The organism is Cupriavidus respiraculi, from assembly GCF_914271545.1.
Classification (GTDB): domain Bacteria; phylum Pseudomonadota; class Gammaproteobacteria; order Burkholderiales; family Burkholderiaceae; genus Cupriavidus; species Cupriavidus respiraculi.
In genome coordinates this window covers 90,063-114,438 of the sequence record NZ_CAJZAH010000005.1, presented here as the reverse complement: position 1 = coordinate 114,438, position 24,376 = coordinate 90,063, and the positions used below count along the sequence as shown (strand labels likewise).

Annotated in this window: 21 protein-coding genes; 3 read left to right on the top strand and 18 right to left on the bottom strand. The window is 68.5% G+C overall.

Annotated elements, in window-relative coordinates; translation table 11 throughout:
• The first annotated feature begins 17 nt into the window (after positions 1-17).
• Together LDO27_RS20345 and LDO27_RS20340 are read left to right on the top strand one after the other, a co-directional pair.
• Positions 18-1,253 (top strand): HlyD family secretion protein, encoded by a 1,236-nt coding sequence (locus LDO27_RS20345; protein ID WP_224043698.1) that lies wholly within the window; start codon positions 18-20, stop codon positions 1,251-1,253.
• A 2-nt stretch (positions 1,254-1,255) separates the two neighbouring features.
• Positions 1,256-2,869, top strand: coding sequence for a DHA2 family efflux MFS transporter permease subunit (locus tag LDO27_RS20340; RefSeq protein ID WP_224043696.1), 1,614 nt, complete (start codon positions 1,256-1,258; stop codon positions 2,867-2,869).
• 92 nt (positions 2,870-2,961) lie between these two features.
• Here the strand turns inward: LDO27_RS20340 and truB are convergent, their stop codons facing one another.
• The 8 genes from truB to LDO27_RS20300 form a co-directional block, all read right to left on the bottom strand.
• Positions 2,962-3,921: a tRNA pseudouridine(55) synthase TruB gene (truB, locus tag LDO27_RS20335; RefSeq protein ID WP_222203525.1), complete on the bottom strand. Its 960-nt coding sequence runs from the start codon at positions 3,919-3,921 to the stop codon at positions 2,962-2,964.
• A 94-nt stretch (positions 3,922-4,015) separates the two neighbouring features.
• Complete coding sequence (gene rbfA / locus LDO27_RS20330) at positions 4,016-4,384, bottom strand: 30S ribosome-binding factor RbfA (protein ID WP_222203528.1); 369 nt, start codon at positions 4,382-4,384, stop codon at positions 4,016-4,018.
• A gap of 76 nt (positions 4,385-4,460) precedes the next feature.
• Positions 4,461-7,349 carry a translation initiation factor IF-2 gene (gene infB / locus LDO27_RS20325; RefSeq protein WP_222203533.1) on the bottom strand — a complete coding sequence of 963 codons (2,889 nt, stop codon included), beginning with the start codon at positions 7,347-7,349 and terminating at the stop codon, positions 4,461-4,463.
• A gap of 75 nt (positions 7,350-7,424) precedes the next feature.
• Positions 7,425-8,900, bottom strand: coding sequence for a transcription termination factor NusA (gene nusA / locus LDO27_RS20320; protein ID WP_222203535.1), 1,476 nt, complete (start codon positions 8,898-8,900; stop codon positions 7,425-7,427).
• Entirely contained in the window at positions 8,897-9,385 is a 489-nt protein-coding gene (rimP, locus tag LDO27_RS20315; RefSeq protein WP_222203537.1) for a ribosome maturation factor RimP, read from the bottom strand. The genes nusA and rimP overlap by 4 nt, the downstream gene beginning before the upstream one ends.
• Before the next feature lie 386 nt (positions 9,386-9,771).
• Entirely contained in the window at positions 9,772-11,637 is a 1,866-nt protein-coding gene (gene rluB / locus LDO27_RS20310) for a 23S rRNA pseudouridine(2605) synthase RluB (RefSeq protein ID WP_224043694.1), read from the bottom strand.
• 5 nt (positions 11,638-11,642) lie between these two features.
• Positions 11,643-12,488, bottom strand: a complete 846-nt coding sequence (gene scpB, locus LDO27_RS20305) for an SMC-Scp complex subunit ScpB (protein ID WP_224043692.1) — start codon at positions 12,486-12,488, stop codon at positions 11,643-11,645.
• A gap of 723 nt (positions 12,489-13,211) precedes the next feature.
• On the bottom strand, positions 13,212-13,973 hold the full coding sequence (locus LDO27_RS20300; RefSeq protein WP_222203544.1) for a sulfite exporter TauE/SafE family protein: 762 nt from the start codon (positions 13,971-13,973) through the stop codon (positions 13,212-13,214).
• Positions 13,974-14,119: 146 nt separating this feature from the next.
• Between LDO27_RS20300 and fnr the strand changes: the two genes are divergently transcribed.
• Complete coding sequence (gene fnr, locus LDO27_RS20295) at positions 14,120-14,845, top strand: fumarate/nitrate reduction transcriptional regulator Fnr (protein ID WP_222203545.1); 726 nt, start codon at positions 14,120-14,122, stop codon at positions 14,843-14,845.
• A 52-nt stretch (positions 14,846-14,897) separates the two neighbouring features.
• On the opposite strand, the gene LDO27_RS20290 is transcribed toward fnr, so the two are convergent.
• The 10 genes from LDO27_RS20290 to zapE form a co-directional block, all read right to left on the bottom strand.
• Complete coding sequence (locus LDO27_RS20290; protein ID WP_222203546.1) at positions 14,898-15,143, bottom strand: hypothetical protein; 246 nt, start codon at positions 15,141-15,143, stop codon at positions 14,898-14,900.
• The gene (locus LDO27_RS20285; RefSeq protein WP_222203547.1) at positions 15,140-15,382 is read right to left on the bottom strand and encodes a FixH family protein; all 243 of its coding nucleotides are present in this window, start codon (positions 15,380-15,382) and stop codon (positions 15,140-15,142) included. Before LDO27_RS20285 ends, LDO27_RS20290 begins: the two co-directional genes overlap by 4 nt.
• Positions 15,383-15,411: 29 nt before the next feature.
• Positions 15,412-16,863 (bottom strand): cytochrome c oxidase accessory protein CcoG, encoded by a 1,452-nt coding sequence (gene ccoG / locus LDO27_RS20280; protein ID WP_224043685.1) that lies wholly within the window; start codon positions 16,861-16,863, stop codon positions 15,412-15,414.
• A gap of 49 nt (positions 16,864-16,912) precedes the next feature.
• Positions 16,913-17,824, bottom strand: a complete 912-nt coding sequence (gene ccoP / locus LDO27_RS20275) for a cytochrome-c oxidase, cbb3-type subunit III (RefSeq protein ID WP_224043683.1) — start codon at positions 17,822-17,824, stop codon at positions 16,913-16,915.
• Complete coding sequence (locus LDO27_RS20270; RefSeq protein WP_224043682.1) at positions 17,821-18,009, bottom strand: cbb3-type cytochrome oxidase subunit 3; 189 nt, start codon at positions 18,007-18,009, stop codon at positions 17,821-17,823. Before LDO27_RS20270 ends, ccoP begins: the two co-directional genes overlap by 4 nt.
• Positions 18,010-18,012: 3 nt before the next feature.
• Complete coding sequence (gene ccoO / locus LDO27_RS20265; protein ID WP_222203554.1) at positions 18,013-18,678, bottom strand: cytochrome-c oxidase, cbb3-type subunit II; 666 nt, start codon at positions 18,676-18,678, stop codon at positions 18,013-18,015.
• A gap of 19 nt (positions 18,679-18,697) precedes the next feature.
• Positions 18,698-20,185, bottom strand: coding sequence for a cytochrome-c oxidase, cbb3-type subunit I (ccoN, locus tag LDO27_RS20260; protein ID WP_224043681.1), 1,488 nt, complete (start codon positions 20,183-20,185; stop codon positions 18,698-18,700).
• 171 nt (positions 20,186-20,356) lie between these two features.
• The gene (gene ccoS, locus LDO27_RS20255) at positions 20,357-20,503 is read right to left on the bottom strand and encodes a cbb3-type cytochrome oxidase assembly protein CcoS (protein ID WP_222203556.1); all 147 of its coding nucleotides are present in this window, start codon (positions 20,501-20,503) and stop codon (positions 20,357-20,359) included.
• A gap of 4 nt (positions 20,504-20,507) precedes the next feature.
• A complete protein-coding gene (locus tag LDO27_RS20250) occupies positions 20,508-23,039 on the bottom strand; it encodes a heavy metal translocating P-type ATPase (RefSeq protein WP_224043678.1) in 2,532 nt (843 codons plus the stop codon).
• Positions 23,040-23,121: 82 nt separating this feature from the next.
• Positions 23,122-24,219 carry a cell division protein ZapE gene (zapE, locus tag LDO27_RS20245; RefSeq protein WP_222203562.1) on the bottom strand — a complete coding sequence of 366 codons (1,098 nt, stop codon included), beginning with the start codon at positions 24,217-24,219 and terminating at the stop codon, positions 23,122-23,124.
• Positions 24,220-24,376: the final 157 nt, after the last annotated feature.

Genomic DNA, 24,376 nt, shown 5'->3' with positions numbered 1-24,376 from the left:
ACACTGACAACGACACCATGAGCACCAACCAGACTCCGGCCACGGCCGCATCCGCACCCGACAACAACGGCAAGCGCAAGCGCCTGCTGCTCTCGCTGACCGCCGCGGTGGTGGTCGCGGGCCTCGCCTACGGCGCGTACTGGGCCGCCTACGCCCGCCATTTCGAAAGCACGGACGACGCCTATGTCGCCGGCAACGTGGTCCAGGTGACGCCGCTGGTCGGCGGCACCGTGATCTCCATCGGCGCCGACGACACGCAGCTCGTGACCGCGGGGCAGCCGCTGATCCAGCTGGACCGCGCCGACTCCGAGGTCGCCCTCGAGCAGGCCGAGGCGCAGCTCGCGCAGGCCGTGCGCGAAGTGCGCACACTGTACGTCAACAACGGCTCGCTCGCGGCCAATGTCGCCTTGCGCGAGGCCGACGTGGCGCGCGCCCGGGAGGACTACAAGCGCCGCCAGGCGATCGCCGGCTCGGGCGCCGTGTCGAGCGAGGAACTGTCGCACGCGCAGACCACGCTCAAGGGCGCCGAATCGGCGCTGCTGGCCGCGCGCGAACAGCTGGCGTCGAACCGCGCCCTGACGGACCAGACCACGGTGGAGAAGCATCCGAGCGTGCAGCGCGCCGCCGCCAACCTGCGCGCTGCCTACCTGGCCTATGCCCGTTCGACGATGCCCGCGCCGGTTACCGGCTATGTCGCCAAGCGTTCGGTGCAGGTCGGCCAGCGCGTCGCACCCGGCGCACCGCTGATGGCCGTGGTGCCGCTGGACCAGGTCTGGGTCGATGCGAACTTCAAGGAGGTGCAGATCACCCATATGCGCGTGGGCCAGCCGGTCACGCTGGAAGCCGACGTCTACGGCTCCAAGGTCGAATACCACGGCAAGGTGGCCGGCTTCTCGGCCGGTACCGGGTCGGCCTTCTCGCTGCTGCCGGCGCAGAACGCCACCGGCAACTGGATCAAGGTGGTGCAGCGCCTGCCGGTGCGCATCGCGCTGGATGCGCGCGAGCTCAAGGACCATCCGCTGCGCGTGGGCCTGTCGATGAACGTGTCCGTCGACGTGCGCAAGGAAGACGGCGCCTCGCTGGTTTCGGCCAATGCGGTCGCGCCCATGCAGACCAACGTCTATGACAAGGTGGGCCACGAGGCGGACGAGCTGATCGCGCGCATCATCGCGGTCAACAATGGCGGCCGCCAGACGGGCGCGCCCGCCGCCGCGCCCGCCGTTGCGCGCGGCGCCAAGCCGGCCCACACCTGATCATGGCTACCTCCGCCAACGCCGCCGGCGCGCCGCCGGCCCCTCCCGCCGCGGCCGCGCCCCAGCCGCCGGCCGGTGCGGTACATGCGCCGCTCACGGGCGGCAAGCTGCTGATCGGCACCATCGCGCTGTCGCTGGCCACGTTCATGAACGTGCTGGACTCGTCGATCGCCAACGTCTCTATCCCTGCCATCTCCGGCGATCTCGGCGTCGCGCCCAACCAGGGCACGTGGGTCATCACGTCGTTCGCGGTGGCCAACGCCATCTCGGTGCCGCTCACCGGCTGGCTGACCACGCGCTTCGGCCAGGTGCGGCTGTTCATCACGTCGATCCTGCTGTTCGTGATCTCGTCATGGCTGTGCGGCATCGCGCCCAACCTCGAGGTGCTGCTGGCCGCGCGCATCCTGCAGGGCGCGGTGGCCGGCCCGATGATTCCGCTCTCGCAGTCGCTGCTGCTGTCGAGCTATCCGCCGCACAAGAGCACCATGGCCCTCGCGCTCTGGGGCATGACCACGCTGGTGGCGCCGATCATGGGCCCGCTGCTCGGAGGATGGATCTCCGACAACATGACCTGGCCGTGGATCTTCTATATCAACATCCCGGTGGGCATTCTCGCGGCCTATGCGACCTGGGCCATCTATCGCGACCGCGAGACGCCAACCAAGCAGTTGCCGATCGATCGCATCGGCCTGGCGCTGCTGGTCATCTGGGTGGGGTCGATGCAGCTGATGCTCGACAAGGGCAAGGAGCTGGACTGGTTCCAGTCGCCCGAGATCGTCGCGCTCACGGTCATCGCCATCGTCGGCTTCCTGTTCTTCCTGGCCTGGGAGAACTACGAGAAGCACCCGGTGGTGGACATCCACCTGTTCAAGGGGCGCAACTTCAGCGCGGGCGTGGTGGCGATCTCGGTCGCCTACGGCCTGTTCTTCGGCAACCTGGTGATCCTGCCGCTGTGGCTGCAGACCATCGTGGGCTACACCGCCACGGACGCGGGCATCGTGATGGCGCCGGTGGGCATCTTCGCGATCCTGCTGTCGCCGGTGATCGGCCGCAACCTGCCGAAGATGGACGCGCGCTGGGTCGCCACCGCAGCGTTCATCACCTTCGGCGTGGTGAGCCTGATGCGCTCGCGCTTCACCATCGACGTGGACACCACCACGCTGATGATTCCCACGCTGATCCAAGGCGCGGCGATGGCGATGTTCTTCATCCCGCTGACGTCGATCATCCTGTCCGGCCAGCCGCCGGACAAGATCCCGGCGGCGTCGGGCCTGTCGAACTTCGTGCGCATCACCTTCGGTGCGATCGGGGCGTCGATCTCGACCACCATCTGGGAGAACCGCACGGCCCTGCACCATGCGCGGCTGGTGGAACAGGTCAATCCGTACAACCCGACCTATACCGCGCAGCTCGACCATCTGACGCAGTTGGGCATGAGCCAGACGCAGGCCGTCGGCGTGATCGAGCGCACCATCTCGCAGCAGGCCGCCATGCTGGGGGCGAACGACATCTTCTGGATCTCCGGCGTGCTGTTCTTCTTCCTGATCGTATTCGTCTGGCTGACGAAGCCCGGGAAGCAAGGCGGCGGTTCGGCGGACGCGATGGCGGCGCACTGAGCGGTACGCGCGACACGAGGGGAATCGGCAGCAAGCAAAAAGGGGCGCCCATGCGGGCGCCCCTTTTTTGCTTCGTACGCCAGCGCGCCGGTCTACAGCTTTACCAGCCGCTCCGGCCGCAGCGCGCCTTCGCGCATCCGCGCCACGCCCAGCAGACGGCGCGGCTCGCCGCCATAGACGCGCGCCAGCGCGCCCTCCTCCGGCGCGGCACCGGCGGGCAGGTCGCGCGCGGCGATGCGCTGGCCCTGCAGGAAGCGGGTCATCGCCGCGGCGTCGAGCACCACCACGGGACAGCGCTGCAGCAGCGCGTCCACGGGCGCCAGCAGCGCCGGACGCTCCTCGTCGGAGACCGCCTCCAGCTGCTCCAGCGTCACCGCGCCGGCCAGCGACAGGTCGCCGACGCCGGTACGCCGCAACGCGGTCAGGTGCGCACCGCAGCCTAGCGTCTCGCCAATGTCTTCGCCCAGCGTCCGGATATAGGTGCCCTTGCTGCAGGTCACGCGCATGGCGAACTCCGGCGTCCCGGGCAGGCCGGACGACAGCAAGGCGATCTCCCGGATGGTGACGCGACGCGCCGCGCGCTCGACCGTCTGCCCGGCACGTGCGTACTCGTACAGCGGACGGCCATCCTTCTTCAGCGCCGAATGCATCGGCGGCACCTGTTCTATCTCGCCGGTGAACCGGAGCAGCGCGGCCTTCACCGCCTCGATGTCGCAGTGCACCGGCCGCTCGGCGATGACCTCGCCCTCCGCGTCGCCGGTGCTGGTCTTCTGGCCCAGCCGCACCACGGCCTCGTACGTCTTGTCTGCCTCCAGCAGGTCCTGCGAGAACTTGGTCGCCTCCCCGAAGCACAGCGGCAGCAGGCCGCTGGCCAGCGGATCGAGCGTACCGGTGTGGCCGGCCTTCTGCGCGCGCAGCAGGCGCTTGGCGCGCACCAGCGCATCGTTGGACGACAGGCCCAGGGGCTTGTCGAGCAGCAGCACGCCGTGCACATCGCGGCGCGGCAGCCGCGGCGGGCGCTGGGGTGCGGCGTTATCGTTGGGAGCGGTCATGAAACGGAACGGGATGGGAGCGAAGGCGCATGCCGCAGAAACAGCACGGCCCGCCTAGGCGGGCCGGACTGGCGACTCGGACGGACGACAGCGTTCAGTCGTCCTTCGGCGGCGTGGCATTCGCCTCGTTGATCAGTTGCGACATCTTGATCGCGTGTTCGACCGACGTATCGTGGAAGAACCGCAGCGTCGGCACGGTATGGATATGCAGCCGCTTGTACAGCAGCGAATGCAGGTAGCCGGATTTCTCGTTCAGGATGGCCGCCGCGTCCTCGGGCTCCGCGCCCAGCACGGTGAAGTACACCTTGGCGTGCGCATAGTCCGGGGTCAGCGCGACCGATTGCAGCGTGACGAGCCCCAGGCGGGGGTCGCGCAGCTCGCGCTGGATCATCTCGGCCAGGTCCTTCTGGATCTGGTCGGACAGGCGCAGGTTGCGGGAAGAGATATTGCCTTTCTTGGCCATTCAATACGACCGTGAGGTCGGCTCCGTGAGGTAGTGCCGGCGGGCCCGTGAACCGGACCCGCCGCCGTGCGCCGCCTTACAGCGAGCGCGCCACCTCGGTGATTTCATACACTTCGAGCTGGTCGCCTTCCTGAACGTCGTTGAAGTTCTTGATCGACAGACCGCACTCGAAGCCTTGCTTGACTTCCTTGACATCGTCCTTGAAGCGCTTGAGCGAATCGAGCTCGCCCGAGAACTGCACGACGTTGTTGCGCAGCACGCGCACGAAGGCACCGCGCTTGACCGTACCGTCGGTGACCATACAACCGGCCACCGCGCCGATCTTCGGCACGCGGAATACCTGGCGCACCTCGACCTGGCCGATCACGACCTCGCGCTTCTCCGGCGCCAGCATGCCCGACATCGCCGCCTTGATCTCGTCCACCGCATCGTAAATGATGTTGTAGTAGCGGATGTCGATGCCGTTGTTCTCGGCCAGCTTGCGCGAGCCTGCGTCGGCGCGCACGTTGAAGCCGATGATCACGGCCTTCGATGCCGTGGCCAGGTTGACGTCGGACTCCGTGATGCCACCCACGGCGGCGTGCACGATCTGCACGCGCACTTCGTCGGTCGACAGCTTCTGCAGCGACTGCACCAGCGCTTCCTGCGAACCCTGCACGTCGGCCTTGACGATCAGCGGCAGCGTCTGCACCTCGCCCTCGGCCATCTGCTCCAGCATCGTCTCGAGCTTGGCCGCCTGCTGCTTGGCCAGCTTCACGTCGCGGAACTTGCCCTGGCGGAACAGCGCGATTTCGCGGGCCTTGCGCTCGTCCGGCAACACCAGCACTTCCTCGCCCGCGGCCGGAACCTCGGACAGGCCCTGGATTTCGACCGGGATCGACGGGCCGGCTTCCTTGGTCGGCTTGCTGTTCTCGTCCAGCATGGCACGCACGCGGCCGTAGGCGCTGCCGGCCAGCACCACGTCGCCACGCTTGAGCGTGCCGCTGGTGACCAGGATGGTGGCGATCGGACCCTTGCCCTTGTCGAGCTGGGCTTCCACCACCAGGCCCTTGGCCGGCGCATCGACCGGCGCCTTCAGTTCCAGCACTTCGGCCTGCAGCAGCACCTGCTCCAGCAGGTCGTCGATGCCGGCACCGGTCTTGGCGGACACGGGCACGAACGGCGAGTCGCCGCCGTACTCTTCCGGCAACACCTGCTCGGCCACCAGTTCCTGCTTGACGCGGTCGGGATTGGCCTCGGGCTTGTCCATCTTGTTGATGGCCACCACGATCGGCACGCCGGCCGCCTTCGCGTGGGCGATGGCTTCCTTGGTCTGCGGCATCACGCCGTCGTCCGCGGCCACCACCAGAATCACGATGTCGGTCGCCTTGGCACCGCGGGCACGCATGGCCGTGAAGGCCTCGTGGCCCGGGGTATCCAGGAAGGTGATCACGCCACGCTCGGTTTCCACGTGGTAGGCACCGATATGCTGGGTGATGCCGCCCGCTTCGCCCGCCGCCACCTTGGCGCGGCGGATGTAGTCGAGCAGCGAGGTCTTGCCGTGGTCGACGTGGCCCATCACGGTCACCACCGGCGGACGCGGCAACTGCTCCGCATCGCCATGGTCCTCGCCCACCACCAGCAGCGCTTCCGGATCGTCCAGCTTGGCCGCCAGCGCCTTGTGGCCCATTTCCTCCACCACGATCATGGCGGTTTCCTGGTCCAGCACCTGGTTGATGGTCACCATCTGGCCGAGCTTCATCATCTGCTTGATGACCTCGGAGGCCTTGACCGCCATCTTGTGCGCCAGATCGGCGACAGACACGGTTTCGGGCACATGCACCTCGCGCACCACCGGCTCGGTCGGCGCCTGGAAGTTGCTGCGGCTGTCGTCCTGCTGATGACGGCCGCCGCGGCCGCGCGGACCACCGCGCCAGCCGCCCACGCCGCCCGACGAGTCGCCGCGCGTCTTCAGGCCGCTGCCCTTCTTGCGCGAACCTTCGTCCTGCCAGGTCGACGACGTGCCCTTGACCACCTTGCCGGTCTTCTTGTCGACCGTCGTGGTTGCCGTGGCCGTCACCGGCTTCTTCTCGTCCTTCTTCGCGTCGGTCGCGCCGGCCGGCTTCACCGGCTTGTGCAGCGTGCCGGTCTGCTCGGCCTTCTTTTCCTCGGCCTTGCGCTCCGACGGCGCCTTGAGCACGCGGGCCGGCGCATTCAGCATCTGCTGGATGGCGCGGGCCTCGGCCTCGGCGGCCTCGCGGCGCTTGCGGGCGGCGTCCTGCTCGGCGCGCACCTTGTCGGCGGCGGCCTTGGCATCGTCCGCGGCCTTCTGGGCGGCCTCACGCTCGGCGGCAAGGCGCACCTTGTCGTCCTCGGCCTTCTTGCGGGACGCGTCGTCCTGCGCAGCGTCGCTGACGGCGCGCAGCGCGGCGGCTTCCTCTTCCGCCTTGCGGGCGGCGAGTTCGGCCTGGCGGCGTTCTTCCGCCTCCAGCGCTTCCTGACGCGCGCGGCGCTCGGCCTCCTCGCGTTCGGCGGCTTCCTGCCGCGCCTTCAGCTCGGCTTCCTGGCGAGCCAGCAGCTCCGCCTGGCGGCGCTCCTCTTCCTCGCGGCGGGCATTTTCCGCTTCGTCGACCACCGATGCGGCCATCTCCTGGCCATCCGCGCCGGCGTCGGCGGAAGCTTCGTCGCGCTTGATCAGCACGCGCTTCTTCCGCACCTCGACCTGGACGGTACGGGTCTTGCCCGTAGCGTCCGCCTGACGGATCTCCGAAGTCTCGCGCTTGGTCAGCGTGATCTTCTTGCGCGAGCCGTCATCGGCCTGCCCGTGCGACCGCTTCAGATAATCCAGCAACTTGGCCTTGTCGGATTCGGTGATGACGTCGTCGGACGTCGTCTTGCCCACCCCAGCTGCCTGCAATTGTTCCAGCAGGGCAGCTGCGCTGCGACTTAGTTCTGCGGCCAGTTGGGCAACTGTTGTGCTTGCCATTCAAACCCTTTCAATGCTCGGTTTCTACGTCGGGACAGTCTTGTGCGGAAAGCGCGCTCTATGCGAACGTGTCCCTCAGTTGAACCAGTGTTCCCGTGCTTTCATGATCAGCGCCTTGGCGTCTTCCTCGCTGATGCCGGTCATCTCGACCAGCTCGTCGACGGCCAGTTCGGCCAGGTCGTCGCGCGTGTGAATATCACCTTGGGCCAGCTTGCCGATCAGTTCCGGGTTGAGGCCGTCGAGCGAGCGCAGATCCTGCGATACCGCTTCCACCTTTTCTTCCCGGGCCAGTTCCATCGTCAACAGCGCATCGCGTGCACGATTGCGCAGTTCATTGACCGTGTCCTCGTCGAAGGCCTCGATCTCCATCATTTCGCTGATGGGCACATAGGCCACTTCTTCCAGCGAGGAGAAACCTTCGTCGATCAGGATGTCGGCAACCTCCTGATCCACGTCCAGCTTCGCCATGAACAGCTTGCGCACCACTTCGCTTTCCTCGGCCTGCTTCTGCGCCGATTCTTCCTGCGTCATGATGTTGATCTGCCAGCCGGTCAGCTCGGACGCCAGGCGTACGTTCTGACCGCTGCGGCCGATGGAGACGGCGAGGTTTTCCTCGTCCACCACCACGTCCATGCTGTGCTTTTCCTCGTCGACGACGATCGATTGCACCTGCGCCGGCGCCAGGGCGCCGATCACGAACTGCGCCGGGTCTTCCGACCACAGCACGATGTCCACCGCCTCGCCGCCGATCTCGTTGCGCACCGCGGTCACGCGCGTGCCACGCACGCCGACGCAGGTACCGATCGGGTCAATGCGCTTGTCATGCGCCACCACGGCGATCTTGGCGCGCACGCCAGGATCGCGCGCCGCCGCCTTGATCTCCAGCAGGCCCTGCTCCATTTCGGGAACTTCGTTCTCGAACAGCTTGATCAGGAACTGCGGCGACGTGCGCGACAGCTCGATCTGCGGGCCGCGCGCGGTGCGGTCGACATTCAGAATATAGGCGCGGACGCGGTCGCCGGTGCGCAGGTTTTCCTTCGGAATCATCTGATCCCGTGCCAGCAGGGCTTCCACCCGGCCGGATTCCACGATCAGGCCCTTCTTGTCGGCACGCTTGACCGTGCCGGTCATGATCTTCTCGCCGCGGTCCAGATAATCGTTGAGGATCTGCTCGCGCTCGGCGTCGCGGATCTTCTGCAGGATCACCTGCTTGGCGGCCTGGGCACCGATACGGCCGAACTCGACCGACTCGATCTGCTCCTCGACGAAATCTTCCAGGTTGATGTTCGGATCCTGGTCGCGCGCCTCGAACAGCAGAATCTGCTTGTCCGGCTCCTGCAGGCCCTGTTCGTCGGGAACGACCAGCCAGCGACGGAAGGTCTCGTGTTCGCCGGTCTCGCGGTCGATGGCCACGCGGATATCGACGTCTTCCTCGAAACGCTTCTTGGTGGCCGAAGCGAGAGCCGCTTCCAGCGCACCGAATACCACATCCTTGTCGACGTTCTTCTCACGCGCAAGCGCATCGACGAGCAACAGAACTTCGCGGCTCATTGCTTGTTCCCTTTTCTTTGATTTCCTTTGAAGTCGATCACCGGCACCAGGCGTGCCTTGTCGACATCGGATACGGCGAATTCCAGCAGCGCCAGGCCGTCCTTGCCTTCGAACTCCAGCCCGATGTGTTCCGCGCCGGGTTCACCGGTCGGAGCCTGCAGGGTGCCGACGAAGTTCTTCTGACCGTTGACCGGCAGGCGCAGCGTGATCCGCGCCTGCTCGCCGGCGAAACGGACGTAGTCCGCCAGCTTCTTCAACGGCCGGTCCAGCCCCGGCGAGGACACTTCGAGGCGCTCGTAGTCGACGTTCTCGACCGTCAGCACGTGGGTGAGCTGGCGGCTCACCTTCTCGCAGTCCTCAATGGCAATGCCGGTGTCAGGCTGATCGATGTATACGCGCAAGAGTCCCTGCGGAGCGCGTTCGAGCTCAACCAGCTCGTACCCCATGCCAATCAGGGTGGTTTCGATCAAATCTGCCAGATGCACTGTATTTCCGAAAATTGGCCATCAACCTGGGGACAGGCGAGGCGGCCATGATTGCGACGAGGCCGCCGCGTATCCTTGCGGACCGCCGGGTCCGCGCCGGGACCGCGACATATCGGCGGCGCATTCGCGCCACCATCCACGATAAACCGGCGGCGAACACCGCGAACCATCCGCGGTCTGCCTGCCTGCTTCCTCCCGCACCACGATGGGGACGCCAGGGGAAAACAAAACGGGCGAACCAAAAAAAAATGGGCGCAATGCCCATCATTCGCCCACCCCTTTGGAGGATGACTTTTTGAATAGATGGGGATTATACGCGGACAATCCCCAAAAGGCAAAGCAACTGGCGGCATTCCGGCAATATGCCGGCGCCGCCGCGGACAAATTCAGCGATTGCCGTCCCGCGTGCGGGGGCGCCGGTTGCCGCCGGGCTTGGCAGCCTTGGGGGCCACATTGCCGTTGGCCTCGCCGCCCCGTCGTGGGGCACGGCCACGTGGCTGCGCCTGCCCCTGGGGCTGCGCCTGACCGCGCACACCACGGGGGCCGCGCTGGCCGCCCTTGCCACCGCCCGCGCCGCCGCCGAGCCCGCCCATGCCGGGCAATCCGCCCATGCCACCGCCGAACTTGGCCGAGTGCGAGGTCAGCAGCGTCGGGCCGTTGATATAGCCCATCGAGGTCTGCATCGGATCCGGCTGGCCGCGCGCGGCGCCGCCGCCACGCGGCGCTTCCTTGTTGAAGCGCGGCAGGCCGTCCATGCCGGTATGCATCGGCATGCCGTCGATGGCCGCCTGCGCGCGCGCCTTGCGGCCGCCCACCTTGGTGGCCCCACCGCCCTTGCCGGCACCGTTCTTGGCCGGTGCCTTCAGGCCGATGGTGCCCATCAGCGCACGCACGTCGTCGGCCTCCAGCTCCTGCCAGCGGCCGCGCTTGAGGCCGCGCGGCAGCAGGAACTGGCCATAGCGGGTGCGGATCAGGCGCGAGACGGTCAGGCCGACGGCCTCGAACATGCGGCGCACTTCGCGGTTGCGGCCCTCGGTCAGCGCCACGTGGTACCACTGGTTGACGCCTTCGCCGCCGCCGTCGGCGATGCGCAGGAAGTTCGCCTCGCCGTCATCGAGCTTGATGCCGTGCAGCAGGCGCTGGCGATCGGCCTCGGCCAGCTCGCCCAGCGTGCGCACCGCATATTCGCGCTCCACGCCGTAGCGCGGATGCATGAAGCGGTTCGCGATATCGCCCGAGGTGGTGAAGATCAGCAGGCCCTCGGTATTGAAGTCCAGCCGGCCCACCGCCACCCACTTGCCCGCCTTGATGCGCGGCAGGCTGTCGAACACCGTGGGACGGCCTTCCGGGTCCGACTGGCTGACGATCTCGCCGGCCGGCTTGTGATACAGGAGCACGCGCGGCGGCTTGCTGCTGACCTTGCGGTGGATCAGCTTGCCGTTCACGCGAACCTGGTCGGTCGGCAGGATGCGCTGGCCGATATGCGCGGGCAGGCCATTGACCGAGACGCGGCCCTGCAGGATCAGCTCTTCCATCTCGCGGCGCGAGCCCAGGCCGCCTTCGGCCAGCACCTTGTGCAGCTTAGGCGCATCGTCGTCGGCCGAGAGCTCCCGCACCGGCTTGGCCTTGCCGCGCGGCACGGCGCCGCCGTCGGCATCGTACTGGCCCGAGATGACGAAGCGGAACAGGTCCTCGCCCGAGGCGCCGCCCTTGTCCGCCGGCGCGGCGGCCTGCGGTGCGCGGGCCTTGCCGGCGCCACCACCCTTGCCCGCCCCGCCCTTGCGGGCCTGGCCGCGGGGGTTGCCCTGGCCGCCCTGGCCGTTGCCGCCCTCGGCACGCTGCTGGCCTTCGCCACGCTGGCCGCCCTGCTGGCGGCGGCGCGGCGCGCCTTCGCGCGGGGCGTCGCCCTCGGCGGCGGGCTTGCGCTTGCCGCGGCCGCGCGGTGCGCCACGGCCGGCATCGCCACGCGGCGCGGGAGCGGCGCCTTGCGGGCCGTTGGCGCCGTTGCCGGCGCCGGCCTCGGACGCGGACTCGCCGCCGCTGTCGTCGCGGCCGGCTTCGCGGTCCTGCGAGGCCTGCCGACGCGATGCGACCAGATTCCGCAGACCGCGGCGCAGCCCCTTGCGGCGCGGCGCGCCGTCGGCGGCCGCGCCGGAGTCGGCGCCGTCGGCACCCGCTTTGCCGGGCGCGTCTGCCTGGCGGACCTCTTGGTCGATGTTGTCGGACAAATTGTTCACTGTCGGTTGTTGCATGAAAGTCAGTTGGACACGCGCTCGTCGTGCTCGCTGGGGTGCGACGGAGTGGCCGTGGGAGCGGCCTCGTCTTCGGCAAGCGAATCGCCCGACGTGCCTTCCGTGGGGAAGCCGTTGGCTGTCGCAACCGGTTCGTTGTGTTCGGTGCCGGCGGGCGCCGCTTCGGTCGCCGCCTCCGCTGCCGCCGGGTGCTGGGCCGCGCCGTCGGCCTCGGCCAGCGTCTCGCTGGCATGGCCGTTCAGCGGCGCGGCGAAGGTTTCCTCGTCCGCGCCGGCGGCCGTGGCGACCGCCTCGAAGTCGATGGCCTGCTGGTTCAGCAGCGCCGCCTGGGCCTGGGCCTGCGGATCCTCCAGCGGCGGCAGCTCGTCCAGCGTGCGCAGCCCGAGGTCGTCCAGGAAGGCCTTGGTGGTGGCGTAGAGCGCCGGCTTGCCCGGCACGTCCCGATGGCCGATGACCTCGATCCAGCCGCGGTCCTCCAGCTTCTTGACGACTTCGGTGCTGACCGTGACGCCCCGGATTTCCTCGATATCGCCCCGGGTCACGGGCTGGCGATAGGCGATGATGGCCAGCGTCTCCATGACGGCGCGCGAATACTTCGGCGGCTTTTCCGGATTCAGGCGGTCCAGGTATTCCCGCATCGCGGGCCGGCTCTGGAAGCGCCAGCCGCTGGCCAGCGCCACCAGTTCGACGCCCCGCGGCTCCCAGTCCCGCCGCAGCTCGTCCAGCAGGACACGGATCGTGTCGGCGCCCAGATCGTCGGCAAACAAGCGCCGCAGGTCACTGACGCGCAACGGCTCCTGCGCGCAGATCAGCGCGGTCTCGAGGACGATTTTCGCCTCTTGGGTATTCATATTGATTGTGTGCAGCCTGTCTTTGCACCTGCGCCCGGGTAGCCGGGCGCACCGGAGATTTTCGGATCCAGCGGTCTGGAATGCCGCCGCCATTCATCGCGGAGCGAGCCCTGATGCAAGGCATCGGGCGCGAGCGCCTGTTTGTTTTGCTTCGAATGCCGGTTCGGTCCGGCAGGAGAATCGTTCGGCCGCCGGCGCTGCCTGCGATATTGCTCGCGCTATTTGCCGGCTGCAGAACCTCTTGCGTCGCGCCTCTCCCCTATTGGCGGACATGTCCGGGGCGACCTCGACCGCCCGGTCAGCAAGAATAAAAACGGATATCGTTCCTGCGCGATTCGCTTCGCCGCCCGCCGGCTGGTGCCGTGATTACCGATCGCGGCGTCCGCACCGCCGCCCGCCTGTCGCCCTCGACCGCCTCGCCGGATCGCTGGAGCCGGAAGGCAAGGAAGACATGGTGGACCGGATGGTGCCTGGAACTGCCGTGTGGAACCCGGATGCGCGGGGATAGGGTCGGTCGTTCAATCGGTCGGTCTTCAATCGATGAGTCGTTCGAAAGCCACCGGACCCTTGGGCAGGCACCTCTGGAAACCGGTGCCGCCTGGCGATGCCACGATGAAAGGCGTGGCGCGTTATCGCTGTTCCCGGGATTGTATGGCATACACGGGCGCCGCCGCAACCGATTTGCTTGCCGGGGCTCGCGCGGGCGCGGCGCCCGCGTCCGCCTCAGAACACCAGGCAGAAGCCGTGTGCGGCAAGCGTGTCGGGCAGCGTGGCGGCCCGCACCACGCCGGCGGCGCCGAATATCGCGATGGCGGCGCCGGCACCGAGCCGGAACGCCGGGCGGCGCGACAGGCGCCGCAGATAGCCGGACAGCCCGGACAGCATCAGCAGATTGGGCAGCGTGCCGAGCCCGAACACCCCCATCACAAGTGCGCCCGACGGGGCGCTGCCGGCCAGCAGCGCCAGCGCCAGCGCCCCGTACACCATGCCGCAGGGGACCAGTCCCCAGGCCAGGCCGATGCCGAATCGGCGTGCCAGCACGTGGTTCCCCGTGCCGCCGGATGCCCTGCGGAACGCCATGGACAGCGCGCCGGTGCGGCGGCCCATCCGCCCGAGCAGGCGCTCGGCCAGTCCGGAGCCGGGCACGCCGGTGCCCAGCATGGCGAGGCCCGACACCAGCAGCATCGCGCTGCCCGCCCCGAACAGCCAGCGCTGCACCGGCAGATACTGGGTCTTCCACGCGGCGGCGCCCAGCGCGCCCAGCGCCGCGCCCAGCACCATATAGGTCAGCAGGCGGCCGGCGTGCATGGCGAGCTGCTCCACGAGCCAGTCGCGCGGCCGCCGCCGCACGACCGCCGGCACCACGGTGACAGCGCCCCGGGCGCCGGATTCGGCCGCCAGCGCGATGCCGCCGCACATGGCGGCGCAGTGGACACCGCCCAACAGTGCCATCAAAAATACGCTGGAGAGGACGGCCGCGGTCACGGTGTGCCCCCATCGGCGTCACATGGCAAGTTAGAATCGCGGTATTGCCCGCCCGGGCGCATGGCGCATGCCGTGTCCGCGCCATCGGCGTTGGCCGCACCGTCGATCGCAGGGCTGCCTGCACCGTTTTCCATTACAGGTCCACCTTGCTGACTTCCATTCCGGTTTCCGAACATTCGCCGCGCTGCTCCACCTGCTCGCTCGGACAGCTCTGCCTGCCGGTCGGCATGACGGCGCAGGATCTGCAGAAAATGGATGCGCTGGTGCAGGACCGCATCCGCGTGCGCAAGGGCGAGACGCTGTACCGCCTGGGCGAGCCGCTGACCGCGGTGTACGCGGTGCGCTTCGGCACGCTGAAGACGCACGTGACGATGGAAGACGGCCGCTCCCAGGTCACGGGCTTCTACCTGCCCGGCGAGGTGGTGGGGCTCGACGGCTTCGCCGAGATGCAGCATGCCTCGGACGCGACCGCGCTGGAGGACACCGAGGTCTGCGTGGTCCGCTACGACGAGATGCAGACGCTGTCCGCATCCCTGCCCTCGCTGCAGCACCAGTTCATGCGGCTGATGAGCAAGGAGATCACGCAGGACCAGGTCATGCTGATCACGCTGGGTTCCATGCGCGCCGAGGAGCGGCTGGCCGGCTTCCTGGTCAACCTGTCCGAACGCCTGCGGGCGCGCGGCTACTCCCCTTCCGAGTTCGTGCTGCGCATGAGCCGCGAGGAGATCGGCAGCTACCTGGGCCTGAAGCTGGAGACCGTCAGCCGCCTGTTCTCGCGCTTTGCCGAGGCGGGCCTGATCCAGATCCGCCAGCGCCACGTGAAGCTGGTGGACATGGACGGCATCAAGCAGCTCGTCGGCAAGTCCTGCTGAAGCGTTCCCCGCGCACGCCGCGGCCCGGGCCGTCATTGCCGCCATCGCCGCATCACTCCAGTTCGTCCGTGTCCCGCAGGCTCGCGGGCAGCGTGAACAGCGTCAGCCCGCTCGAGATCGCGCACAGCGCCCACGCGAGCAGGAATCCCACCGTATAGACCGCCTCGCGGGAGGCCTGCACCGGCTGCCCGAGCACGTGCACGTCGCCCGGGTCCACCACGGCGAAGACCACCGCGCATGCCACGCCCGCGGCGAGAAAGCCGGGCCACAGCACCCACATCAGCCAGCGCCACCTCATGGCCGCCCCGCCGTCCGCGTGTCCGCCGCCGGCGCCTGCGCGCCGGACGCGCGGCCGGCCTGCTCGATCACCAGTCCGCGCCGCTGCACGCCGTCCACGATGGGCGTATCCGCGTGCTGCATGGCCAGCCAGATGGTGACGGCGCAGCCGGCCATCGCCACCAGCGGGCCGCTCATCAGCAGCCACGGCCACGGCTCCTTCCACCAGGGCCTGCCACTGTCCGTTTGTTCGATCTGCATTGCCGCTCCTTGTTGTCGGGCGATGAGGTTCATGGATTGCGCGGGACGATGAAGCTGGTCGCCTCGCGGATCTCGGGCCGCTGCCCGCCGGCGGTCTCGCCGACCACGCTCACCTCGATCTTGTGCGTGCCGCGCGAGGCGTTCTCGATCGGCACCCTGACCCGTACCGGCAGCAGGCGGTTGGAGACCGGCTCGAGCCGCGCCGCCGCGTCGTCGTACTCGATGGCGATGCCGGGCAGCGCGTCGCTGTCCGCGCTAATCGCAATGCGCATCGGCGCCTCGGTCGTGTTGATCAGCTGCAGGCGGTAGACGTTCTCGATCCAGCGCCCGTCCACCTCGCGCCCCAGCGTGCCGCGGTCGCGGATGATGTCGACCTTCAGTGGGCTGCGCATCGCCAGCGACACCAGGAAGCCGGCGATCAGCGCAAGCCACAGCGCGGCATACAGCATCGTGCGCGGACGCAGCAGCCGCCTGCGCGCCGCGCTGGCCGACAGCCCCTGGCGCATGGCGTTCTCCGACGTGTAGCGGATCAGTCCGCGCGGGTACGCCATCTTGTCCATCACCTGGTCGCATGCATCGATGCAGGCGCCGCAGCCGATGCACTCGTACTGCAGCCCGTCGCGGATGTCGATGCCGGTGGGGCAGACCTGCACGCAGATGCTGCAGTCCACGCAGTCGCCCAGGCCAAGCTGCCGCGGATCGGCCTTGCGCGAGCGGCCGCCGCGCGCTTCGCCGCGGCCCTCGTCGTAGGTCACGACGAAGGTGTCCTTGTCCACCATGACGCTCTGGAAGCGCGCGTAGGGACACATGTACTTGCACACCTGCTCGCGCATGAAGCCCGCGTTGCCCCAGGTGGCGAAGGCGTAGAACAGCATCCAGAAGCCTTCCCACGGCCCCAGCGAGAAGTGCAGCACCGCGCCGCCGAGCTCGCGCACCGGCGAAAAGTAGCCGACGAAGGTAAAGCCGGTCCACAGCGCGATCGCCACCCACGCGCCGTGCTTGGCCGCCTTCAGGCGCAGCTTGCGCAGGCTCCACGCATCGCCGTCGAGCCGGATGCGGGCGATGCGGTCGCCCTCGACCCTGCGCTCGATCCACATGAAGATCTCGGTGTAGACCGTCTGCGGACAGGCATAGCCGCAGAACAGGCGCCCGGCAATGGCGGTAAAGAGGAACAGCGCCAGCGCGGAGATCACCAGCAGCACCGCGAGATAGATCACGTCCTGCGGCCACATGACCAGGCCGAACAGGTAGAACTTGCGCGCCCCCAGGTCGAACAGCACGGCCTGGCGGCCGTTCCACTGCAGCCACGGCATGCCGTAGAACACCAGCTGCGTCAGGATCACCATCCACACCCGCCAGCGCGAGAACGCGCCGGTGACCGAGCGGGGATAGATCTTGCGGCGGACCTCGTACAGCGAGGTTTCGGTGGGCTCGTCCGCGCCCGAGGCCGGGCGCAGAGGCCGCCAGTCGGGGGCGTTCATCGCTGACCGCCCTTCCCGCGCGCCGGCGTTCCGGATCCGGGGGCGTCGCTCATTGCCGCGCTCCCGACGTATTGGACAGACCCCACACGTAGGCCGTCAGCATGCGGATGCGCTCGGGCGTCAGGATGTCCTCGTGCGCCGGCATGCGGTTGTCGCGGCCCTTCAGGATGGCCTCGACGATGCTGGCCTCCGAGCTGCCGTACAGCCAGACCTTGTCGCTCAGGTTGGGCGCGCCCAGCGCGGCGTTGCCCTTGCCGCTGGCGCCATGGCAGGCGGCGCAGGTGGTCTTGAAGACCGGCTCGCCGCGCGCCACGCGGATCGGATCGCTGGCCAGGCCCGACAGCGAGCGCACGTACTGCGCCACGTCGCCGGCCTGCTTCGCATCCACCGCGCCCGCGAACGACGGCATCATGCCGTGGCGGCCCTTGGCGATGGTCTGCGCGATGGTGTCCGGATCGCCCCCGTAGAGCCAGTCGGTGTCGCTCAGGTTCGGATAGCCGCGGCTGCCCCGCGCGTCCGAGCCGTGGCACTGCGCGCAGGTGTTCAGGAACAGGCGCTGCCCGATCTCGCGCGCCTGCGGGTCGGCCGCCACCTGCTTGATGTCCATCGACAGGTACTTGGCGTAGACCTCGTTCTGGCGCGCTTCCGCGGCCTTGCGATGCTCGGCGAGCTCCACGCGCGACGAGGTCTCGAGCATGCCCGGATACGAGCCCAGGCCCGGATACAGCAGCAGGTACGACAGGCCGAACACGCAGGCCAGCAGGAACATCCACGCCCACCAGCGCGGCAGCGGATTGTTCAGTTCGCGCAGGTCGCCGTCCCACACGTGGCCGGTGTCGTCGGCGGGTCCGTCGCCCGCCATGGTGCGCTGGGAGAACAGCAGCCACACGCACCAGCCGATGCCGGCCAGCGCGATGGCGGCGATGTAGTAGCTCCAGAAGTCGGAAAAGAAATCACTCATGACAGGTTGTTCCTGCTGGATGGGTTGGTCGCGACGGTGCCGGCGGGGCCCTCATCGGGCAAGGCGAACGGCAGCATCGCGGATTCGCGGTTGGCGCGCTGGCGTCCGGACGACCAGGCCCACCAGCAGATGCCGATGAAGGCGGCGAACGACACCACCGTGGAGATGGCGGCAAGCATGGCCATCGCTTACTCCTTCGCGAGCGCGGCCGCGGCGGCCACGTCGGCGCGCACATTGCGCTTGTTGATGCCAAGGCCCTGCAGGTACGCGACCAGCGCGTCCTCTTCGGTCTTGCCCGCGAGCTGCTCGGGCGCGTCGGCGATCTCGGCGTCGGAGTACGGCACGCCGAGCCGGCGCAGCGCCTGCATGCGGGCGGCGATATCGTCGGTGCGCAGCGCCGTGCGCTCCAGCCACGGGTACGACGGCATCACCGATTCCGGCACCAGGTCGCGCGGATTGCGCAGGTGGACGCGCTGCCAGTCATCGGAGTAGCGGCCGCCCACGCGGGCCAGGTCGGGGCCGGTCCGCTTGGAGCCCCACAGGAAGGGGTGGTCGTATACCGCCTCGCCGGCCGTCGAGTAGTGGCCGTAGCGTTCCACCTCGGCCTGCAGCGTGCGCACCTGCTGCGAATGGCAGCCCACGCAGCCTTCGCGGATATAGATGTCCCGGCCCATCAGGCGCAGCGGCGAATACGGCGTGATGCCGGCCTCGGGCTTGGTGGTGGAGTGCTGGAAAAACAGCGGGACAATCTGCACGAGCCCGGCGATGCTGACCACGAGGATGGTGCAGACGATCAGCCAGCCGATATTCTTCTCCAGCGTCTCGTGCGTGAAGAAGCGTCGATTTTCTGACATCGTTTTTCTTCCTGGATATTCAGTGAGCCACGTTGGCGGCAAGGCCCGTGGGAACCGGCGCGTCGAAGGCGGGCTTGCCGGCGATGGTCTTGGCCACGTTCCACGCCATCATCAGCATGCCGGCGAGGAAGCACAGGCCACCGAGCAGGCGGATCAGGTAGAACGGGTACTTGGCCTTGACCGCTTCCACGAAGGCATAGGTGAGCGTGCCGTCCGGCTGCGTGGCGCGCCACATGAGCCCCTCCATCACGCCGGCGATCCACATCGAGGCGATATAGAGCACCACGCCGATGGTGGCGACCCAGAAGTGCCACTCCACCATGCGCATGCTGTACATGCGCTGCTGGCCGAACAGGCGCGGCACCAGGTAGTACAGCGAGCCGATGGAGATCATCGCGACCCAGCCCAGCGCGCCGGAGTGCACGTGGCCGATGGTCCAGTCCGTGTAGTGGGACAGCGAGTTGACGGTCTTGATCGACATCATCGAACCCTCGAAGGTCGACATGCCGTAGAAGGACAGCGCCACCACCAGGAACTTGAGGATGGGATCGGTGCGCAGCTTGTGCCAGGCACCGGACATGGTCATGATGCCGTTGATCATGCCGCCCCAGGACGGCGCCAGCAGGATCAGCGAGAACACCATGCCCAGCGACTGCGCCCAGTCGGGCAGCGCGGTGTACTGCAGGTGGTGGGGGCCGGCCCACATGTAGGTGAAGTTCAGGGCCCAGAAGTGGACGATCGACAGGCGGTACGAGTAGATCGGGCGGCCGGCCTGCTTGGGGATGAAGTAGTACATCATCCCGAGGAAGCTGGTCGTGAGGAAGAAGCCCACGGCGTTATGGCCGTACCACCACTGGATCATCGCGTCCTGCACGCCCGCATACGCGGAGTAGGACTTCCACATCGAGGCCGGCATCTCGATGTTGTTGACGATATGCAGGATCGCGATGGTCAGGATGTACGCGCCGAAGAACCAGTTCGCGACGTAGATATGCCGCGTCTTGCGCTTGATGATGGTGCCGAAGAAGACGATGGCGTAGGCCACCCAGACCGCCGTGATCAGCAGGTCGATGGGCCACTCCAGTTCCGCGTACTCCTTCGACGTGGTGATGCCCATCGGCAGCGTGATGGCCGCGGCCACGATGACCAGCTGCCAGCCCCAGAAGGTGAAGGCCGCCAGCGGCGCGCAGAACAGCCGCGCCTGGCAGGTACGCTGCACCACGTAGTACGACGTGGCGAACAGCGCGCAGCCGCCGAAGGCGAAGATCACCGCGTTGGTATGCAAGGGACGCAGGCGGCCGAACGACAGCCACGGCGTATTGAAGTTGAGTTCGGGCCAGATCAGTTGCGCGGCCAGCAGGACACCGACGGCCATGCCGACGATGCCCCATACCACGGTCATGACGGCGAACTGCCGCACCACCCCGTAGTTGAAGGTTTCCGCGCGCGCGGGAGCTTGCGCCCCGCTGAAGGTGCCCGCGTGCGAGCCCGCGGCTGTGACATCCATGAAAAGACCCCCGAGTTGATAGTGAACATCGATGCGATGACGCCACTTTAGGAACTTGGGGAAGCGGCCGCGTTGATCTGCATCAAGCGGCCGCGAGAGGAAGGGAACCCGGGGAAAAGCGCGGCGAGAAGCGGCCTGCGCGCGATGCGCGGCCGCAACAGCGGCCCGCGCTCAGGGCTTGTCGTTGTCGAGCAGGATGGCCTCGGCCGGGCGGTCGAGGTCGTCGTACTGGCCCGCATGCACGGCCCACCACAGCGCGCCGGCGATCGCGCCGACCAGCACCAGGCTCATGGGCACCAGCAGATAGAGCGTTTCCATGCGTTCAGTTCTCCCGGGCCGCACCGGCGCGCAGCAGCCGCCAGGCGTTGGCGACCACCAGCAGCGAGGACAGCGACATGCCCACGCCCGCCATCCACGCGCTGACATGTCCGCCGGCGGCCAGCGGAATCGCGACCACGTTGTAGGCGAAGGCCCAGCCCAGGTTCTGCCGCACCACGCGGCGCGTGGCGCGCGCCACCGCCAGCGCGTGTGCGATCTCGTCGATGCCGTCGTGGGTCAGCACCGCGTCCGCCCCGGCCTGCGCCAGCGGCGCGCCGCTGCCGATGGCGATGGCCACCTGCGCCTGGGCCAGCACCGGCGCGTCGTTGATGCCGTCGCCCACCGCCAGCACGATGGCGCCCTGCCGCTGCAGCGCGGCCACGTAGTCGCGCTTGCCTTCGGGGCCGACCTGCCCGTGCTGGCGCTCGATGCCGAAATGCGTGGCCCACCAGCGCACGGTCGGGGCGCTGTCGCCCGACACCAGATGGCACGTCACGCCCTGCCGGCGCAGCCGCGCGAGCAGCCGTCCCGTGGCGCGGCGCTCCACATCGGCCAGCACGAACAGCGCCAGCCAGCCGTGCGCATCGCCCAGCCACACCGGCGTGGCGCCGTGGTGCAGGCTGGCGGCGAACTGGCCGTCGTTGGGCGGCGCCGCGCCGGGACACAGGCCGCCGACGAATTCCTTGCTGCCCAGCCGCACCAGGCGGCCGTCGACCCTGGCTTCGATGCCCTGCCCGGGCACGTTTCGCAGGCCCGCGGCCGGCGCCGCCACGGGCTCGACGCCCCGGCGCCGCCCCGCCTCGACAATGGCCCGCGCAATGGGGTGCTCGCCGCTTTGCTCCAGGGCGCACGCCAGCGTCAGGCACTGCCGCTCGTCGGCCCCGCCCACGGCAAAGATGCCGGCCACGGCGAAGCGGCCTTCGGTCAGCGTGCCGGTCTTGTCCAGCACCACGTCGGTCACGCGCGCCAGCGTCTCGAGCGTGTGGCCGCGCGTGAGCAGCAGGCCCCGGCGCGACAGCGCGGCGCCGGCCGCGGCCAGCGCCGCCGGCGTGGCCAGCGACAGCGCGCACGGACAGCTGACCACCAGGACCGCCACGGTGACCGGCAGCACCCGGGACGGATCGATCCACCACCACGCCAGCGCGGTCGCCGCGGCCAGCAGCAGCAGCGCCGCCACGAACCAGCCGGCCACGCGGTCGGCCAGCGCGGCCAGCCGTGGCTTTTCGGCGAGCGCGCGGTCCAGCACCGCGACGATCTCCGCCAGCCGCGTGCCGGCGCCGAGCCTGTCGACACGGATCTCCAGCGGGCTGGCGGCGTTGAAGCAGCCGGCCAGCACCGCGTCGCCGACGCCGCGCGGCACCGGGCGGCTCTCGCCGGTCAGCATCGATTCGTCCAGTTCGCTGCGGCCGGTGAGCACCTCGCCGTCCACCGGCACGATTTCGCCGGCCCGCACGCGGATGCGCTCGCCCGCGCGCAGCCGCGCCACCGGCACGCGCTCGGCCTGCCCGTCCGGCCCCAGGCGTTCGCAGGTCGCCGGCAACTGGCGCGCCAGCATCTCGGCGCCGCTGCGCGAGGCCTGCCGCACGCGTAGCTCCAGATAGCGCGCGAGCAGCAGCAGCGCCACGAACATCGTCACGGAATCGAAGTACACCTCGCCGCTGCCGCGCAGCGTGGCCACCGCGCTGGCCGCGAACGCCGCCGCCAGGCCCAGGGCCACCGGCACGTCCATGCCGACATGGCGCCGGCGCACGCTGCGCCAGGCGCCGGCAAAAATCGGCGAGGCCGAGTAGAACATCACCGGCAGCGTCAGCGCGAAGCTGGCCCAGCGCATCAGCTGCAGGTGCCCGGCGTCGATGGTGCCCTCATGGGTGTAGACCGGCCACGCGTACATCATGACCTGCATCATGCCCAGCATCGCCACCGCCATCCGCATCAGCAGGCCGCGGCGCTGGGCCTTCTCGTGCCGGTCGGTGCGCGATACCTCGAAGGGCCACGCCAGGTAGCCGATGTCCGCCAGCGCCGCCAGCAGCGCCGATACCGGCTGCTCGGCCGCGCGCCAGCGCACCAGCACACGCCGGGTCGCGACGTTGGCGACCACCGATTCCACGCCGGGCAGGCGCGAGAGCTGCTGCTCGATCAGCCAGGCGCAGGCGGCGCAGCGGATGCCTTCGGGCGCCAGCGTGATTTCGGCGCGGCCGCCCTCCAGCGGACGCACGAACTGCGCGTGCAGCTCCTCGGTATCGTAGGCCGGCCACAGCGCCGCGGCCTCGTCGCGCGCGGCGCCGTCGAGCGGGCGCGAGAAGCGCGCCTCGCCGTCGTAGAGATGGCCGAAGCCGGCGTCGTGCAGCGTCAGCGCCAGCGACTGGCAGCCGCCGCAGCAAAAGGTCCGTTCGGCGCCGTCGACCGCGGCGCGCAGCGGCGCCTTGCCCGCCGGCTGTCCGCAATGGAAGCAGCACGCGACGGGCGCACAGGTGCCCGCCGCGGGCACCAGCGGCAAGGGAGCAACGGAAGCGAACAGAGAATGGGATGGCGGCATCGAGACCCTTTTTTACCCGGCGCATCGTAGCGCCCGGGCGGTCCAGCCGCCTTGATGCAGATCAAGTACCGGTGCCGGCCGCTCAGGCCAGCGCGGTATCCACCGTGCGCCGGGGCGCCTCGACGTACTCGCGGGACTGCATCTCGATGATGCGCGACACGGTGCGGTGGAATTCGTTGGCCATCTGCCCCTCGACATACAGCTCGTCGGCCGGCACCTCGGCCGACATCAGCAGCTTGACCTTGTGGTCGTAGAACACGTCGATCAGCCAGGTGAAGCGGCGCGCCTCCGACGACATGCGCGGCGTCATCTTCGGCACGTCCGACAGGATCACCGTGTGAAAGCGCGACGCCAGCTCCAGGTAGTCGTTCTGCGAGCGCGGGCCGCCGCACAGCGTCGCGAAGTCGAACCACACCACCCCATCGGCCTTGCGCAGCGCCTGCAGCTCGCGGTGCTCGATATGCAGCAGCGGCGACTCGTCGGCGACGCCCGCGATGGTGGTGAAGGCGGCCCGCAGCGCCGCGCTGGCCTCCTGCCCCAACGGCGTGTGGTACGCCTGCACCTGTTCCAGCGCCCGCTTGCGGTAGTCGATGCCGGCGTCCACGTTCAGCACGTCCAGCTTCTGCTGCAGCAGCGCGATGGCGGGCAGCACGCGGTCGCGGTGCAGGCCGTCGGTATAGAGCAGGTCGGGACGGTAGTTCGACGTCATGACGAACTGCACGCCGTTGACGAACAGCTGGTCCAGCAGCCGGTGCATGATCATCGCGTCGGCCACGTCGCTGATATGGAATTCGTCGAAGCAGATCAGGCGGTATTTGCGCGCGACCCGTTTGGCCAGCTCGTCGAGCGGATCGGGACGGCCGCGCAGCTCTTCGAGCTGGCGATGCACCTCGCGCATGAACTCGTGGAAATGCAGCCGCGTCTTGCGCACCACCGGCACGCAATGGAAAAAGCTGTCCATCAGGAAGGACTTGCCGCGCCCCACCCCGCCCCACAGGTACACGCCCTTCGGCACCTCCGGTCGCACCAGCCACTTCTTCAGCGTGCTGCTGCGGCGGCTCTTGTATTCCACCCATTCGTCATAGCAACGCTGCAGGCGGGCGACGGCCTGCAACTGCGCCTCGTCGGGCTGGTAGCCGCGCTGCCTGAGTTCGTTGTGGTAGTACTCGGTGACGTTCATGGGGTGAAATGGGTCAATCGTCGGGCGTACAAATACACGCTGGTGTGCTTCCCTCTCCCGCTGGCGGGAGAGGGGTTGGGGCTGAGGGTGACGGTGTACCAGGGCCGATGGTGTTCGGTTTACCTGGCGGCAGGTCTGATTGCGGTCCGCGCGAGCA

Bases quoted from the DNA above. Each gene is read 5' to 3' on its own strand.
- LDO27_RS20345 (WP_224043698.1), top strand. From the start codon at position 18: ATGAGCACCAACCAGACTCCGGCCACGGCCGCATCCGCACCCGACAAC.
- LDO27_RS20340 (WP_224043696.1), top strand. From the start codon at position 1,256: ATGGCTACCTCCGCCAACGCCGCCGGCGCGCCGCCGGCCCCTCCCGCC.
- truB (WP_222203525.1), bottom strand. From the start codon at position 3,921: ATGACCGCTCCCAACGATAACGCCGCACCCCAGCGCCCGCCGCGGCTG.
- rbfA (WP_222203528.1), bottom strand. From the start codon at position 4,384: ATGGCCAAGAAAGGCAATATCTCTTCCCGCAACCTGCGCCTGTCCGAC.
- infB (WP_222203533.1), bottom strand. From the start codon at position 7,349: ATGGCAAGCACAACAGTTGCCCAACTGGCCGCAGAACTAAGTCGCAGC.
- nusA (WP_222203535.1), bottom strand. From the start codon at position 8,900: ATGAGCCGCGAAGTTCTGTTGCTCGTCGATGCGCTTGCGCGTGAGAAG.
- rluB (WP_224043694.1), bottom strand. From the start codon at position 11,637: ATGCAACAACCGACAGTGAACAATTTGTCCGACAACATCGACCAAGAG.
- scpB (WP_224043692.1), bottom strand. From the start codon at position 12,488: ATGAATACCCAAGAGGCGAAAATCGTCCTCGAGACCGCGCTGATCTGC.
- LDO27_RS20290 (WP_222203546.1), bottom strand. From the start codon at position 15,143: ATGAGGTGGCGCTGGCTGATGTGGGTGCTGTGGCCCGGCTTTCTCGCC.
- LDO27_RS20285 (WP_222203547.1), bottom strand. From the start codon at position 15,382: ATGCAGATCGAACAAACGGACAGTGGCAGGCCCTGGTGGAAGGAGCCG.
- ccoG (WP_224043685.1), bottom strand. From the start codon at position 16,863: ATGAACGCCCCCGACTGGCGGCCTCTGCGCCCGGCCTCGGGCGCGGAC.
- ccoP (WP_224043683.1), bottom strand. From the start codon at position 17,824: ATGAGTGATTTCTTTTCCGACTTCTGGAGCTACTACATCGCCGCCATC.
- LDO27_RS20270 (WP_224043682.1), bottom strand. From the start codon at position 18,009: ATGGCCATGCTTGCCGCCATCTCCACGGTGGTGTCGTTCGCCGCCTTC.
- ccoO (WP_222203554.1), bottom strand. From the start codon at position 18,678: ATGTCAGAAAATCGACGCTTCTTCACGCACGAGACGCTGGAGAAGAAT.
- ccoN (WP_224043681.1), bottom strand. From the start codon at position 20,185: ATGGATGTCACAGCCGCGGGCTCGCACGCGGGCACCTTCAGCGGGGCG.
- ccoS (WP_222203556.1), bottom strand. From the start codon at position 20,503: ATGGAAACGCTCTATCTGCTGGTGCCCATGAGCCTGGTGCTGGTCGGC.
- LDO27_RS20250 (WP_224043678.1), bottom strand. From the start codon at position 23,039: ATGCCGCCATCCCATTCTCTGTTCGCTTCCGTTGCTCCCTTGCCGCTG.
- zapE (WP_222203562.1), bottom strand. From the start codon at position 24,219: ATGAACGTCACCGAGTACTACCACAACGAACTCAGGCAGCGCGGCTAC.